The sequence below is a fragment of the Duganella vulcania genome (genome assembly GCF_009857655.1).
Classification (GTDB): domain Bacteria; phylum Pseudomonadota; class Gammaproteobacteria; order Burkholderiales; family Burkholderiaceae_D; genus Rugamonas; species Rugamonas vulcania.
Window position 1 is genome coordinate 47,951 of sequence record NZ_WWCX01000033.1, and the last position, 14,526, is coordinate 62,476.

At 61.2% G+C, this 14,526-nt stretch carries 13 protein-coding genes and 1 pseudogene; 5 read left to right on the forward strand and 9 right to left on the reverse strand.

Annotated features, from left to right (window positions below):
* The first annotated feature begins 34 nt into the window (after nucleotides 1-34).
* The 3 genes from bcaP (at nucleotide 35) to GTP90_RS18350 (ending at nucleotide 4,027) form a co-directional block, all read left to right on the forward strand.
* Nucleotides 35-1,423 (forward strand): branched-chain amino acid transporter BcaP, encoded by a 1,389-nt coding sequence (gene bcaP / locus GTP90_RS18340; RefSeq protein ID WP_161084912.1) that lies wholly within the window; start codon nucleotides 35-37, stop codon nucleotides 1,421-1,423.
* A gap of 137 nt (nucleotides 1,424-1,560) precedes the next feature.
* The gene (locus GTP90_RS18345; RefSeq protein WP_161084913.1) at nucleotides 1,561-2,862 is read left to right on the forward strand and encodes a cation:proton antiporter; all 1,302 of its coding nucleotides are present in this window, start codon (nucleotides 1,561-1,563) and stop codon (nucleotides 2,860-2,862) included.
* A 61-nt stretch (nucleotides 2,863-2,923) separates the two neighbouring features.
* Nucleotides 2,924-4,027: a GNAT family N-acetyltransferase gene (locus GTP90_RS18350; RefSeq protein ID WP_161084914.1), complete on the forward strand. Its 1,104-nt coding sequence runs from the start codon at nucleotides 2,924-2,926 to the stop codon at nucleotides 4,025-4,027.
* 10 nt (nucleotides 4,028-4,037) lie between these two features.
* Here the strand turns inward: GTP90_RS18350 and GTP90_RS18355 are convergent, their stop codons facing one another.
* The 9 genes from GTP90_RS18355 to GTP90_RS18400 form a co-directional block, all read right to left on the reverse strand.
* On the reverse strand, nucleotides 4,038-4,490 hold the full coding sequence (locus GTP90_RS18355; protein ID WP_161084915.1) for a DUF3304 domain-containing protein: 453 nt from the start codon (nucleotides 4,488-4,490) through the stop codon (nucleotides 4,038-4,040).
* A gap of 23 nt (nucleotides 4,491-4,513) precedes the next feature.
* Nucleotides 4,514-4,975, reverse strand: coding sequence for a DUF3304 domain-containing protein (locus GTP90_RS18360; protein ID WP_161084916.1), 462 nt, complete (start codon nucleotides 4,973-4,975; stop codon nucleotides 4,514-4,516).
* 28 nt (nucleotides 4,976-5,003) lie between these two features.
* Nucleotides 5,004-5,465, reverse strand: coding sequence for a DUF3304 domain-containing protein (locus tag GTP90_RS18365; protein WP_161084917.1), 462 nt, complete (start codon nucleotides 5,463-5,465; stop codon nucleotides 5,004-5,006).
* Between the two features lie 160 nt (nucleotides 5,466-5,625).
* A complete protein-coding gene (locus GTP90_RS18370) occupies nucleotides 5,626-5,799 on the reverse strand; it encodes a hypothetical protein (protein ID WP_161084918.1) in 174 nt (57 codons plus the stop codon).
* Nucleotides 5,796-7,970, reverse strand: coding sequence for a T6SS phospholipase effector Tle1-like catalytic domain-containing protein (locus GTP90_RS18375; protein WP_254451927.1), 2,175 nt, complete (start codon nucleotides 7,968-7,970; stop codon nucleotides 5,796-5,798). The genes GTP90_RS18370 and GTP90_RS18375 overlap by 4 nt, the downstream gene beginning before the upstream one ends.
* A 26-nt stretch (nucleotides 7,971-7,996) precedes the next feature.
* Nucleotides 7,997-8,437 carry a DUF3304 domain-containing protein gene (locus GTP90_RS18380; protein ID WP_161084919.1) on the reverse strand — a complete coding sequence of 147 codons (441 nt, stop codon included), beginning with the start codon at nucleotides 8,435-8,437 and terminating at the stop codon, nucleotides 7,997-7,999.
* 128 nt (nucleotides 8,438-8,565) lie between these two features.
* On the reverse strand, nucleotides 8,566-9,477 hold the full coding sequence (locus GTP90_RS18390) for a DUF4123 domain-containing protein (protein ID WP_161084921.1): 912 nt from the start codon (nucleotides 9,475-9,477) through the stop codon (nucleotides 8,566-8,568).
* Between the two features lie 9 nt (nucleotides 9,478-9,486).
* Complete coding sequence (locus GTP90_RS18395) at nucleotides 9,487-12,360, reverse strand: type VI secretion system Vgr family protein (protein WP_161084922.1); 2,874 nt, start codon at nucleotides 12,358-12,360, stop codon at nucleotides 9,487-9,489.
* On the reverse strand, nucleotides 12,357-13,205 hold the full coding sequence (locus GTP90_RS18400) for a hypothetical protein (protein WP_161084923.1): 849 nt from the start codon (nucleotides 13,203-13,205) through the stop codon (nucleotides 12,357-12,359). Before GTP90_RS18400 ends, GTP90_RS18395 begins: the two co-directional genes overlap by 4 nt.
* Nucleotides 13,206-13,411: 206 nt before the next feature.
* Here GTP90_RS18400 and GTP90_RS18405 point away from each other — a divergent pair, with 206 nt between their 5' ends.
* Nucleotides 13,412-14,251, forward strand: coding sequence for a M15 family metallopeptidase (locus GTP90_RS18405; protein WP_161084924.1), 840 nt, complete (start codon nucleotides 13,412-13,414; stop codon nucleotides 14,249-14,251).
* Nucleotides 14,252-14,287: 36 nt separating this feature from the next.
* A pseudogene (locus GTP90_RS18410) lies at nucleotides 14,288-14,526 on the forward strand (hypothetical protein); the annotation flags it as partial.

A 14,526-nucleotide genomic window follows, 5' to 3' on the forward strand; every position in this document is an offset into this window, starting at 1 on the left:
GTACGGAGATAACCACAATAAAACTGGAGCCATTTTGAGCCTATTTCGCACTAAGAACCTGGACGATATGATCGCCAACAGCCGCAGACCCGGCGGCCTGGCGAAAGTACTCGGTCCCTTCGACCTCATTCTCATGGGCATCGGCGCCATTGTCGGCACCGGTATTTTCGTACTCACGGGCACCGGCGCCGTCACGGCCGGCCCGGCGCTGACGCTGTCCTTCGTGGTCGCCGCCATCGCCTGCGGCTTCGCCGCGCTTTGCTACGCCGAATTCGCCTCCACCGTGCCCGTGGCCGGCTCCATCTACACCTACACCTACGCCACCCTGGGCGAACTGGCCGCCTGGATGATAGGCTGGGACTTGCTGCTGGAATACGGCCTGGCCACCTCGGCCGTGTCGGTCGGCTGGTCCGGCTACTTCCAGTCGCTGATCGCCGGCTTCGGCATCCACTTGCCAGTCGAGCTCACGGCCGCGCCCGGCGCGATTCCCGGCGTGCACACACTGATCAACCTTCCCGCGCTGTGCATCATGCTGGTGCTGACCGCGATGCTGAGCTGGGGCGTGCGTGAATCGGCCCGCCTGAACAACATCATGGTCGCCATCAAGGTCGGCGTGGTGTTGCTGTTCATCGTCGTCGGCGCGCGCCACGTCGAACCAGCCAACTGGAAACCGTTTATGCCGTTTGGCTACAACGGCATGCTGAGCGCCGCCGCGCTGGTGTTCTTCGCCTTCATCGGCTTCGACGCGGTGACCTCGGCCGCCGAGGAAGTCAAGCGTCCCGAGCGCGACCTTCCGATCGGCATCATCGGCTCGCTGGCCGCCTGTACCGTGCTGTACGTGGTGGTCTCGGCCATCATGACCGGCATCGTGCCTTACCAGCAGTACCTGGGCATCGACCATCCGGTGTCGCTGGCGCTGAAACACGCCGGTGAAAACTGGTTCGCCGGCTTCGTCGACCTGGGCGCGATCCTGGGCATGACCACCGTGATCCTGGTGATGGCCTATGGACAGACCCGCATCATCTTCGCCATGTCGCGCGACGGCCTGCTGCCGAAACGCCTGTCGACCGTGCATCCGCGCTTCCACACGCCATTCTTCGCCACCTGGCTGGTCGGCATCGTGTTCGGCCTGATCGCCGCCGTGGTGCCGCTGAACGTGCTGACCGAGCTGATCAACATTGGCACGCTGGCCGCCTTCAGCCTGGTGTCGATCGCCGTGATCATCATGCGCAAAAAGCGTCCCGACCTGAAACGCGCCTTCCGCTGCCCGGGCGTGCCGGTGATTCCGGCGCTGGCCGTGATCTTCTGCGTCATGCTGATGACCTACCTGAGCTGGTTCACCTGGGTCGCCTTCGCGATCTGGCTGGTGGTCGGCCTGGCCATCTACTTCGGCTACGCCCGTTCGCGTTCCGCGCTGAACTAATTCCGCTGTTTGCCCGGCGAGGCCATGCCTCGCCGGCGGCCCGCCGCTCTGCCGTTGCCGCGCGCAGCGTGCCCTATCCCACAGACCGAAACGCCAAACTCGCCTAGCATCTGACTCGTCACTGCGAAGGAGAGCGTGTGAACACCACACTTTGGTTTCTGCTCGTCGGCAGCCTGATGCTGGCGCGCGGGCTGGCGGCCACCACGATCTCGAAGTCGCCTTTCACCTCAGCCATCGTCTACCTTGGCGCCGGCATCCTGATGGGGCCGACTTTACTTAACATCTTCGGCTTCGATCCCAAGCTGCAATCCGCCCTGCTGGAAGTACTGACCGAGATTGCCCTGCTGATATCCCTATTCTCCGCAGGCATCAAGATGCCGGTGCCGTTCAAGCGGGAGCGCTGGGATGCGCCGTTGCGGCTGGCGTGGCTGTCGATGTCGATCACGGTGGGCTTGGTGGCGCTGTTCGGCTACTACGTGCTTCAGCTGCCGGCGGGCGCGGCGGTGCTGCTCGGCGGCATCCTGGCGCCCACCGACCCGGTACTGGCCACCGACGTCCAGGTACGCCACGCGGGCGACAAGGACCAGCTGCGCTTCACCCTCACCTGCGAAGCCGGCATGAACGACGGCAGCGCCTATCCTTTCGTCATGCTCGGCCTCGGCATGCTCTCGGTCACCGATACCGACACACATCACCTGCGCTGGCTGCTGGTCGACGTGCTGTGGGCGACCGCTGGCGCGGCGGTGGTCGGGATGACGGCCGGCGCGTTGGTGGCCCGGCTGAGCTGGCGACTGCGCGGCAGCGATCCCAAGCATGAAATCATGGACGACCTGGTGGACCTGGGCATGATCGCCGTGGTGTACTCGCTGGCGACGCTGCTCAAGGCCTCGGGATTCCTGGCCGTATTCATCGCCGCCGTCGCGCTGCGGCAGTCCGAGCTGGTGCTGGCCGGCGCCCCCAAGGACCGTCACGGGCTGATGGAGCCGGACACGGCCAAGTCCGAATCCGCCAAGAATAGCGAAACGCACGAAGCGCCCCTCACCGTCAGCACCGAAGCGCTGGTATTCAAGGAACACCTGGAGCGGCTGTCCGAACTGACGCTGGTACTGCTGTTGGGCGGCATGATCTCGCTGAAAAGCATGCAATGGGACGTCGTGTGGACGGCCTTGTTCCTGTTCGTGATCGCCCGCCCGCTGAGCGTATTCGCGGGCCTGGCCGGCAGCGACACCAGCCTGCGCATGCGCGCCATGACGGGCTGGTTCGGCGTGCGCGGCATCGGTTCCATCTACTACCTGATGTTCGCCATCGAAGCCGGCCTGCCTTCGGAACTGGCGGCCCGGCTCACGCGGATAGCCGTGTTCGTCGTCATGCTGTCGATACTTGTACACGGCTTCAGCGTCAAGCCCCTGATGGATACGGTGTGGCGCCGGCGCCGCTGATCGCGCCGCTTCGACCTGCATCAACAATGGCCGGCGCAGGATGTGGGATCGTCGTGCGACCATGTCCAACACCACCTACCTCATCGAAGACGTCAGCGACCGCATCGGCGACAGTGCACTGATAAAGCGCTGGCGCGAACTGCTGGCCGAGAGCAAGAGCCACGAACGGGTCTACCAAAGTCCCGAATTTTTCGACTACCTGCTCAGCACGGCGACCGAGCACGCGCCGCCGCAGCTGTTCACGGTGACCGAGCGGGCAAGCGGGGCGGTGGTTGGCGTGGTGCCGCTGGTATTGCGCCGGCACAGCTTTGATTTTGTCGCCGGCCGCCTGCGGCTCGGCTCGTTACCAGTGCCTAGCGTGTGCTTGCTCGGTAGCGCACCCTTGATGCCCGCTCGTGCCGAGCTGTTGGATCTATTGTTTGAATTCCTGCTGGCGCATTTCCCGCTATGCCAGGCGATCTCGCTGACGTCCTTGCCATCGCAGAGCGACATATGGCACCGCATCAACGCCAAGCGCTCCCACGCCCCCTATCGCGCGCACGTACTCAATAACTGGCGTGACTGCCATCAGATCCCTCTGCCCGCCAATTTTGAAGGCTTCATGTCGCAGTTCAATTCAAAGCGGCGCTACAACCTCAAGCGACAGCTACGACAGCTGCGCGAGCATGGTGGCGGCCGCCTTAGTCTGCGTTGTATCGAATATCCCGAACATCTGGAGTCGATGCTCAACGCCCTCTCCAGTCTTTGCTCGCCAGAACATCGAACGCAATTGTGGACGCCGGCAGAAATGCGCGAATTGGCAAGGCACGGCATGCTGCTCTGCTACCAGGTGGATTGCGGCGGCCAGCCCTGCGCGCTGATCCTGGGCATGCGGTCCAGCGACACGCTACACCTGTTCAACATCTTCCATGACAGTGCGCTAGACCACCTATCGGTCGGCACCACCGCACTGCACTTGGCTATCGAAGACCTGTGCGGTCGCAACCAATTCAGATGTATTGACCTCGGCTACGGCACGCCCGGCCATACCTACCAATCCACGAACGTCACCCTACAACGCGCTCATGTGCTGCTGATGCGGCCAGGACTCAGGAATCGGTTGGCCTGTGTACTGCATCGCTGCTTTGGCCTTACCGTCACATGGGCACGACACTATCTTAAATAGCGCCCGGCTATCAGTTGTGCTCATTCGGATTACCTACATGGCGAATCGGAAAGTCTGAAGCGCGAGGCCCGTTCGCGCTGACCACCACACGCACTTCATCATTCGGGAAGAAAACCATATAGATGTCACCAGGTCTCTCGTATTTTTCGACTTCTACAACTTTTTCCTTCACGATATGCTGATGTCCCACTGGCATATCCCAACGCACTAATACCTTCATCCCTGGATGCCACACCTCTGGAATGGAGGTGCAGCAAATGTCGGGGCCTCCTACTCCCCAACGCGCCATATTCCCACCGCCAGCACCGTCAACCGAGGCGGAGTCAATGTAACTCCCGGTATGGTTAACAATACCGATCTGAGCTGGAGCTCTGTCGCTCTGCTGTGCCCTCGTTTGACGAAGCGAGCACCCCGAAATAGCTAAGGCTACGAATATAGCGAATAAGTGTATAAATCGTTTCATTTTCGTGATTTCTTCGCCCGTGATCAGTTTGAGGCCGGGGGCGCTTCAGGATTGCCAAGATGGCGAATGGGATACGCGGGATTGCCTGGCGCAACTCGGCTTACCACCACACGGACCTCGTCGTTCGGGAAAAAGTGCATGTAGATGCTGCCTGGCGCTTCGTACTTCTCGACTTCCACCACTTTTTCTTTGATGACATCCTGAATACCAACCGGCATATTCCAGCGCACCAAAACCTTCATGCCGGGATACCATACGCGCGGGATGGAAGTGCAGCAGATATTGGCGAAGCCTTGCCCCCATCGCGACATATTCCCGCCGCCAGCACCGTCAACCGATGCCGAATAAATATAATTGCCGGTATGGTTAACGATACCGACCTGAGCAGTAGCTCTATCGCTCGGCTGCGCGCTCGACTGATGCAGTGCGCATCCCGAGATAGCTAACGCCGACGCGATCGCGAATAAGTTTATAAATCGCTTCATGTTTGTGATTGCTTCATTTAGCCTAAGCTCAGTTTGAAGCAGTGGGCGCGCTAGGATTGCCAGGTAAGTGAATCGGGTATGCAGGATTACGAGGACCAACCCGACTAACAACTACACGAACTGCATCGTTTGGGAAAAAATTTATGTAGATACTGCCCGGTGAATCGTATTTTTCGACCTCCACGACTTTTTCTTTCATGACATCCTGAACACCAACCGGCATGTTCCAACGTACTAAGACCTTCATGCCGGGATACCACACGCGAGGAATTGACGTACAACATATATTGGCCACCGCCGCTCCCCTGGCGCCCATATTTCCTCCGCCAGCACCATCAACCGAAGCGAAATAAATGTAATTGTCGGTGTGGTTAACGATACCGACCTGAGCAGTAGCTCTATCGCTCGGCTGCGCGCGCGACTGATGCAGTGCGCATCCCGAGATAGCTAATGCCGAGGTCATCGCGAATAAGTGTCTAAATCGTTTCATTTTTTAGTCCACCCGCCTCACCGCTCCGTCATTCTCCACAAACTTCGCGAAGACTTGGTCGCTAAATGGCATCTTGTCGACCAGCCGGCACCGCCGACGTGGCCTCGCCCTGCCGGCTGAGCAAGGCTCCGCCGTGCCAGGGCTCTGCAAAGCGGTACCGTCATACAAAGACTGCCTCGGAAATAGGCGCGGTGAACGCGCCAAAAAACTCTTCAGCGAAAGCAGCACCGACCAGCGCAAACAGCCGCACCACATCCGACGGCGACGCATCGCACAGTTGCTGAAATTCCTGCGCAAGCTGATAAGTCGTAAGCCAAGCGCCCGGCTTCCTCACGCCACCATTCTGTCCGATTCGACAAAATCAGGAAGCAACTGATCCCCCCTGGCGAGAGCGAGCGGCAGATTCTCGACCCAGACATATTCCACCTCGGCGGTCTGTTCGGCGACCTTTTTCGGTGTGGTGGAGCTGGTTGGCTCCGTATCGAGTTCCTTCTCGTGGATACTCTTCCGTATGATGAAGCCTTCCAGCGGATAATAGCTGCGCCGCAGGAGATAGCCGCCGCCTTCGCGCCGGGTGGCTGTCTGCGTGGTGATCACGGGGCTGCGCATGTCGGCGGCGTCGGCGTCCGTCATGATGGGGAATGGCGTGTCGTACTTGGACTGTTCGAGCAGGTCTTTCTCTTCGTCGGTCAAGGGTTCGTGCTTTTTCTCCTTGGCTTTCGCCGCCTCGATCTTCTGTCCGAGGGCGAAGACTTTGTCCTCGAATTTATTGCGCCACCATTTTTTCTTGACGTCCGCCATTAGCTGGCGTTTGTCGAACTCAGTTACCGCGCCGGCGAGATAGAAGCCCGCCAGTGAGTCGTGCACATAATCGTCGAAGAAGCGCATCACCTCCGCCGGCAGCGGCTCGGGTTTATTGAAAATCTCCAAGGCCCACTCTTCCCATGAGTCTAGCGGCGTATATTGCAGAGCCCGGTAGTAGTGCCACTGGTTTATCCGGGACAAATCCCTTGGCGTGTAAGGCGGTGTGTCAGCGTCAGTCCTTACAGTGTTTTTGTGCTCTAGCCGCCACCGCACGGCCTCCAGATCGCCGCTGAGCATCCTGTTACTGCTTCGCAGGTCTTCTTGCGCTTGCGGGCTTGAGGCCTTAAAGCTGGCCGTGCTTTCCAGCGTGGTCAAGCGAGCCGCGCGCCAACGGTAATACAGTTTCATGTGTTCCTTGATGAGATGGCCGTTGTCTCCAAGCTCATCGGTATAAGCGTTCCAGGCGGAGGCAAGTTCGGCGCCTACTTGAAAATCGTCTTGATCAGCCGTCGTAAGTTCGCTGAACGGCAGCAGCGGTACGCCCGCCTCACGGGCGGCTTTGAACATATACGCCAACGGAATCTGCGACAACATGGCAGATTGCGCGCCGCGTCCTTTGCCATATTCTCCGGGCGCGTAGCCGCCGCCGACATCGGAGTGCATGCCGGGGAAATAGACCTCAGCGAATTCGCTGCTTGTCGTCTGTAGTTGTGTGACCGGAAAATTCATGCGTTGTTCGTGCGCGGCAATATAGTGCCTGCCGCCCTTCACGCAATCGGGCAAGGGCAGGAGCAGCTTCTTGGCCCAAGCCCAATGGCCATCGAAAAAGACGCGTGGTACTGGCGTCGTGCGTCCTGCAGAGTCCGACATACCGACTGTGGCCACCACGTCGAACACGCCGAGAAAATCAATACTGGTAGGGATGCCTGCCAGCTTACCGTCGCTCAGCAGTTCTGATAGATAATGGCAGAAAGCGGTCGCCTCCGCTCCGCCACGCGAAAAGCCGAAAACTGAAATCGTGAGCGACGGAATGGACGGTTTAGGTTTGCTCGCTAACTTTGCGCTTAATTTTTGAAGATGAGGTTCGAACCAGTCGCGATGCGTCTTGCGAGTGTGCTGCTTATTCTCAGCGTCCCACTCAGTTTGGCCCACTTGATTCTCGTGGGATTGAGCGAGTTCTCCCGCTTCGTCTGCCGAATACAGTACCTTGTTATCATTGGCCATCCGATAAAGCGAGTTAATTACTTGAAACAGGCCCCATATGATTCGGGCTTGGCCTCCCTTAGCAAAAGCCTTGCCATCATCAGTTTCAGTTAATTCGCCGATTTCCCGAAAGGGCGTCCCTACGCCGGCAATATAATAGGGAAAATAGCCACTTTTCGGTTTATTGCTTGGAAATGCTTGGAATAGCCTTGCCACGTTGCTATGGCTAAATTCCTCAGGCTTTAGCTCTCTGCTTAAAACCGGAGCTTGCTCTTTAGTCCTAGGATCAATAATTACCCCTGTACGCCGTCCATTTTTGTCTCGATCTAGGTTGTTATTCGTACCGTCAAAGAACACACCCACGCGTACAGGGATACTGCACGGAGCGTCAGATTTTATAGGAGAAGCGACCGCAGCGATCTTCGACTGTTCTTCAGTTGTTGGCTTCAGAAAGACATCTGTAGGATACGGTGCCTTAACGGGAGTAGTTTCGATCATGGCTGTACCAAATTTAAAGAGGAGAGTTAGTTGTTATTATTGCCATAAGCGGGGAAATCAGGAGCGCCAGGCCCATCCCGGCTGACGACAACATGCACTTCGTCATTCGGAAGAAAAACCAAATAGATATCACCCGGCCTTTCGTATTTTTCGACTTCTACAACTTTTTCCTTCACGATATGCTGATGTCCCACTGGCATATCCCAACGTACTAATACCTTCATTCCCGGATGCCACACGCGTGGGATTGAAGTGCAGCAGATATTGGCGATGCCCACCCCCCAACTTGCCATATTGCCCCCGCCGGCGCCATCAACGGAGGCAGAGTAGATGTAATTGCCAGTGTAGTTAGCAATGCCGACCTGAGCATTGGCGCTATCGCTTGCTCGCGCCTGCGATTGACGCAGAGCACACCCCGAGATAGCTACAGCAACGGCCGCGACGAGCAAGTATGTGAATCGTTTCATCTTTGTACCTCTTTCAATTTTTTACTCGCTTGCGCCTGCGATTGTCGCAGCGCGCATCCTGAGACAGCTAGCGCTACGACAATGGCGAATAAGTGTATAAATCGTTTCATCTTTTACGCCCAACCGCCTCACCGCTCCGTCATTCGCCAGAATTCACCAGGCAACGCGGAGATTTCATCCTTGTAATCCGCTCCCTGCCGGACCCGCCTCAGCAGATCGGTCATGGCCGCGTGCTGCGTAAAATCGTCAGACAATATCAAGGCCAGCGCGCTGAAGTGCTGTCGCGCTGGCGCGGCGTGAAGGCCGTTGGCGCTGGCCACCCGCAGATGCCGCTCCACACGCGCATGGCACTGAGCCGGACTATCCTTCCTGAACAAATCCGGCTGGCTATCATACAGATTCGCCAGCACCCCGTCGGCCTCCGACCTATCCACCAACTTCGCAAAAACCTCGTCGCTGATCGGCATCTTGTCGAAATCTGTCGGCACCGGCTCCGTAGCCTCGCCCTGCCAGCTGAGCAAGGCTCCATCGCGCCCCGGCCACCACCAACGCGCTACCGGGGCGAGCAACTGACCGCATTCCGGCTCGGTCAGCACATCGAGCAACGCCGGCAACACGCGCGTGTCGCCCCAGCGCACCGGCCACTCCACCGTATCAGGCGTCATGGCGATCAGATAGGGACGCATGTGCTGCACCAGCTCATCGGTGTCGAGCACGCTGGCCAGGATGCTGAGCATCGGCTTGGCGCCGCAGTCGGCAAACAGCCGGTTCAGCCACGCCAGACGCGCTTCCGCATCCTCGGGCGCTGTCAGCAGATACGGCACCGCCGTGCCCAGCCCCTGCAAGGAAGTATCCTCATACAAGGACCGCCTCGGAAACAAGCGCGGCGAACGCATCCGGAAAAACTCTTCATCGAAAGCACCATCGACCAGCGCAAACAGCCGCACCTCATCCGACGGTGACGCATCGCATAGTCGCTGAAATTCCTGCGCGATCTGAACAGGCAGCGTGGCGAGGGGCGGATTAGTAGCAAAAAACATGATTCCTCCTCAGCCGGCGCTCGGCGCCATGAACGGACTGCCCGCGCGCAGCGCGGCCAACAAGCACGCCTTGCACACGCTGGTCGGCAGCGCCGGCAGCGGGTAATCCAGTTTCCCCGGACCGGCAAAGTTCTTCGTGCCGGCATGGACCGTGATCTTGCCTGGGCATTGGACGGTGATATCGCCGCCCGCAATGGTGATGTTCGCGCCGCCCGCTGTCGACAGCGTGATGCTCTTGGCCGCCGCCCAGTCGACGAAGGCATTGGCGCTGACGAGGTTGATCTCGTCGCGCGCCTGCACCTTCAGCACATCCGCTTGCGCCTGGATATCGATCACGTCCTTGGCAGCGATCATCTGCACGCCGAGATTGTTGTCGCCCGGCTTGACCGCTCCGCCCAGCACACCAATGGCCTGTTTGCTTTGCACCCGCAGCTGCCCGCCGCTAACGAACTGCGTGTCGTCGCCGCTCATCAACGAGATCGTCTCGCCATTGGACAATTGCATCGCCTGGCCGGCGGTCACGCTCAGGCCAGACTTGCCGCTTATCGCGATCACCGGCGAACTTGCATGCGGCAACTGATCATCACCCGGCTTGGTGTTGCGTTCGCCGGCATCTGCCATGGCCGCGTCCAGGCTGGCGTTGCCCACCATGCCCGACACGGCGGTCAGCAGCGCCTTCAGCGGCGGCGCTTTGTCATCAAGGAGGCTGGCGTTGGCCTTCTCCGCGCCGATGTGCGACGCCAGCGTCACCGTCTCATGCGTCTTGGCCGCATCGCTGAACGTCTGGCCCAACTGCACCGCCTGCTTGAGCAACGCGATGCCCGCCGTGTTGTCGCCCATCGGCTCACGCTCGCTGGCATTGTGGCTGATCGCATAGCTCGTCACCAGCAAGCCGCTGGCCGCGCGCACCGCGCCATATGCATCGGTGCGCAACTCGGCGCCCTGCCCGCGCAGACTGCCGCGATAGTTGTCGGCGCTGTGGATCAGATGGCCCAGCGTCAGCTCGCTGGCGGCATGCGTCGAGCGCAATTGCACGCGCCCCTGCGCGTCGGTATCGTCGAACAGCAGCTGGTTGTAACCGGACCCACCGAATTCCTTGCTGCGCACGCCCCATTGCGCCGCCGCGTTGCCATGACCGGCCGTATCGGCGGAGGCGCCGTGCCACAAGGGGCTATTGCCCGCCGCCAGGTTGCCCTGCGCCGACGGTGCGTGATCGCCGGCCGGATTGAATAAGGAAGCCTGGCTGTCGCCGGCCGCGCGTCCGGCCGGCGTGGGCGCAACGCCGCCTTCGCCCTGTCCGTTGTACAGCGCGCCAACGATGACGGGCCGGTCGATATCGTTCTCGATGAATTGCACCAGCACCTCCTGCCCCACGCGCGGCAGGAACTGGCTGCCCATGCCGCCGCCTGCCGAACGCTGGGCGACCCGCACCCAGCAACTGGCGTCGCCACTGTCCTGCCAGTGATAACGGATGCGCACGCGCCCCAGCACGTCACAATGCAGCTCGTCGGCGCCGGCCGGCTGGTCCGATCCATCCGCACCAATGACAATGGCGCTCTGCGTACCCGAGGCAGTTGGCCTCGGATGATTGCGGCCATCGCTGTCCGGGAGTTGAGGACGCCAGATCACTTCCGCCGCGACCGCTTCGAAACTATTGGCGTAACCGGTCTTGCGCGCCTGCTCGATGACCAGCGCGAACTCCTCGTCGCGCTGCGGGGCCAGCTCCTCCAGCAATTCAGGAATGGGGCCGAACAGCTCGGCCAAGCCGTGCTGGGCCGGCGACGGCAGATTGTTGACGCCGACGCTGCTCACGCGCAGCACCGTGTACGTCGGCACGGCCTCCCCATCGGCGGACGCCAGCGGCCCCTGCGTGACGTTGATGCGCCGTCCCGCCGCCAGCGTGCGCACGGTCGAGCGTCCGCGCCACAACTGGCTGCGGGCTTCGCGCGCCTGCATCTGCAATTCGGCGTAGTGCTGCGCCTGCCCGCCGCTGGTGTAGGCGTACTGGCCGGGCATGTCGAAGCTTTCCAGCGGCGGCAGTTTCTTGTACTGCTGCGTGGACGGCGCGCTGGCGCCGACGGCTTTCTTGGCCTTGTAATCGTAGCTGAGCAGGGTGGTCAACGTGGCCGAGATGGTCCGCCGCGCCTGCAATGCCTGGATGGTGTCCTGCTGCTCGCCGGCGCGCACGCCGTGAAAGCGGATGCCGCCGCCGGCCTCGCTGCTGGCGTCCTCGGGCACCGCGCCGAGCTGGCTGCTGTCGGCGAACAGCACCATGCGCAAGCCGTCCTCGGTTTCCTCGAAGCGCCAGGCCAGGCCTTCCTCGGTCAGCAGGCGCAGCACGAAATCGTAGTCCGACTCGCGGTACTGGCAGCAATAACTGCGCGCCGGCACATCGGCCAGGAAGCTGTCGACCTCATCGCTCCAGCGCCATTGCGCCAACGGTTGATAATGTTCGAAAACCGATTCGACGATCTCGATCACCGTCTTGTCCTGCCACACGCGGCTGTTGCGAACCTGGCTCAGGCGCCACAGCCACGGCGTCAGCCGCAGACGGAAGCGCGCCAGGCCGCCCTCGCTGCCCAGCATGGCCGCCTGCGTGATGTCGCCGCTGAACGTGGTGCGGCTGCCGTCCGCCAGGCTCACCTGCAGGCTGGCCGACTTGCCCAGCAGCGGCGCCAGGTCGATATGCGCATTGGTCGACAGCACGATGATGTCGCGCGCGCCCGTGCCCTGGACCAGGTCGTCGGCGCAAAAGGCCTCCACCAGCAGGCCGCCCGAGCCCAGGTCCGCGTCGTCGTCGCCCAGCCTCAGCGCGTACAGCCGCGTCGCGCTGGAGAACTGCGCCAGCGCCGCAGTGATTTGCTCAAGCAGCGCGGCACTCATGAGTTCGACGCTGTCTTGGCGGCCGGGGCGGCCTTACATTCCGGCTCTTTCTTGGCATCGGCCGCGCACAGGCGGGCTCGGCACTGCTCTTCGCCGGCGGCGTTGTACTGCTTGCAGGTCTTCAGCTGGTCAGCAGGCGTGCTGGTCTTCTTGACGGGCGGACGCGTCTGCAAATGCGCCATCAGCGCGGTGATCAGGGTCACGTCGTTGTCCGACTGCTTGCCCTTCTCCTTTTCCTTGGCCGGCGCTTTTTGCGCCAGCTTGGCGTTGTCCGCCTTACGCTCAGGCTTGTGCTCGGCCTTGCGTTCGGCCTTGTGGTCGGCTTTGTGCTCCGGCTTGTGCTCCGCCTTGGCGACCAGCTGCGACTTCGCCGGCGGCCGCTCCAGCGCTTTCTTGAGCTCGTCGCTGCCGGACGCCGGCTTGGCCGGCGCGGTCAGCATTTCCTTCAGCGACGGCAACTTGCCTTCCACCGCCGAGTTGGCGGAAGCGGCGTCCTCAAGGATCGCGGCGGTCGACACCTCGGATTCTGTCGCAGCAGGAACCGCGGCCACCGGCGCGGCCTGGGTGGCCGGCACGGCCAGCGGCAAGCTGTCCTCATCTGGCGTATTGCTCATCCAAACCAGCGTGCCCCCAACGATGGCCAATACGCCGGCGCCCGCCGCGCCCCACACCAGCAAGCCGGAGCGCTTGCCAGCAGGCTTGCCGGCGGCCTTGGCCGGCGCGGCCGCCGCCGGCTTGCTGTCGAGCGTGCTCAATATGCGCTGGCGCTCCGCTTCCGCCTGCTGTTCCGAGGAAAGAAGACTGGGCCTGCCCCCTTTCGATGGGCGATCGTCTTGACGTTGCAAAATGTACTCCTTGTTAATTTCGCATTACTTTACGCGATTCAAGAAAAATACGCCGCATGTTACGAACTCAACCGTGCGCACCCCGAAATTACGTCGTTTCACTGGGAGATTTCAATCGTGCGCTGGATTGTCATAACTGTAAGATATACTCAAAGCAATGCTTTAAGGATACTAATGATGCAACGTTCTGCTGGAGAGATGCTGTCGTGCTGATACTGGCAATCGCACTCTATTTCGTCCTGGCCTGCCTGATCAGCTGGATGGTGCTGTTTCCGGCCGGGCGAGAATTCGTGCTTAACGCGCTGACGGGCGCGAGCCAGCGGCTGCAGCAGCGGGTCGGCCGCATCGCCCAGCGTCGCCAGCAGGAAGCGAGCGCCCTAGGCCGCAGCGGACGCGCCTCGGCCGGCGAAGTCGGCGCCTTCCTGCGGCAGCACTATGTGCTGTGCCTGGGCGGCACCGCGCTGATCTGCATTCCGCCGCTGCTGGCGCTGCTGATGAGCACCAGGAACACGCTGAGCGGCTTCGAGACCTCGACCAGGGAAGTCAACACCCAGGTCGCCGATCTGCTGCAGGGCGAGCAACTGGTGCCGCCGCCGCCGTTGCCGCCGCTGGTGTTCGCGTCGGCCGAAGTGGCGCTGGAACGGCCGATGCTGGTATCGGCCAGCCGCGACTGGGCCTTGATGGACGCCACCTACGCGCAGCGGCTGCTGATGGCCTTCAAGATCATGAAGGAAAAGCACGGCTACGACATGGCGATCCTGGAAGGTTACCGCAGCCCGGAGCGCCAGAACGCGCTGGCCGCGATGGGGCCGAATGTCACCAACGCGGCGGCGTTCCAGAGCTGGCACCAATACGGCCTGGCCGCCGATTGCGCTTTCCTGCGCGACGGCAAGCTGGTGATCTCCGAAAAAGATCCGTGGGCCATGCGCGGCTACCAGCTCTACGGCGAGGTGGCCGAGTCGCTGGGCCTGACCTGGGGCGGACGCTGGAAGATGATGGATTTCGGGCATACGGAACTGCGCATGCCCGGTGTGATGAGACGATAAGGTTGGGCGAACATGGCGGCATGGCTTAAAAATTTGATGACAACGATTCTGGCGTTCGGCGCCAGCTGGCTGGGTGCGGTCTGGTTCTGGCGGTCGACCAACCGCGTTCCGGCCACCGACGACCTGGTACTGTACCTGCTGGTGCTGCCGCTGGCGTTGCTGGCCGCGTTCTGGCTGGGGCGGAAAGTCTACAGCGGCATCAGCGTGCCCGCCGCCGCGACGTCCACCGCCGCCGCGCAGCCCGAGACGCCCGCCGCCCCGCCGCGCGGCCCGTC

Bases quoted from the DNA above. Each gene is read 5' to 3' on its own strand.
- GTP90_RS18350 (WP_161084914.1), top strand. From the start codon at position 2,924: ATGTCCAACACCACCTACCTCATCGAAGACGTCAGCGACCGCATCGGC.
- GTP90_RS18355 (WP_161084915.1), bottom strand. From the start codon at position 4,490: ATGAAACGATTTATACACTTATTCGCTATATTCGTAGCCTTAGCTATT.
- GTP90_RS18360 (WP_161084916.1), bottom strand. From the start codon at position 4,975: ATGAAGCGATTTATAAACTTATTCGCGATCGCGTCGGCGTTAGCTATC.
- GTP90_RS18365 (WP_161084917.1), bottom strand. From the start codon at position 5,465: ATGAAACGATTTAGACACTTATTCGCGATGACCTCGGCATTAGCTATC.
- GTP90_RS18375 (WP_254451927.1), bottom strand. From the start codon at position 7,970: ATGATCGAAACTACTCCCGTTAAGGCACCGTATCCTACAGATGTCTTT.
- GTP90_RS18380 (WP_161084919.1), bottom strand. From the start codon at position 8,437: ATGAAACGATTCACATACTTGCTCGTCGCGGCCGTTGCTGTAGCTATC.
- GTP90_RS18390 (WP_161084921.1), bottom strand. From the start codon at position 9,477: ATGTTTTTTGCTACTAATCCGCCCCTCGCCACGCTGCCTGTTCAGATC.
- GTP90_RS18395 (WP_161084922.1), bottom strand. From the start codon at position 12,360: ATGAGTGCCGCGCTGCTTGAGCAAATCACTGCGGCGCTGGCGCAGTTC.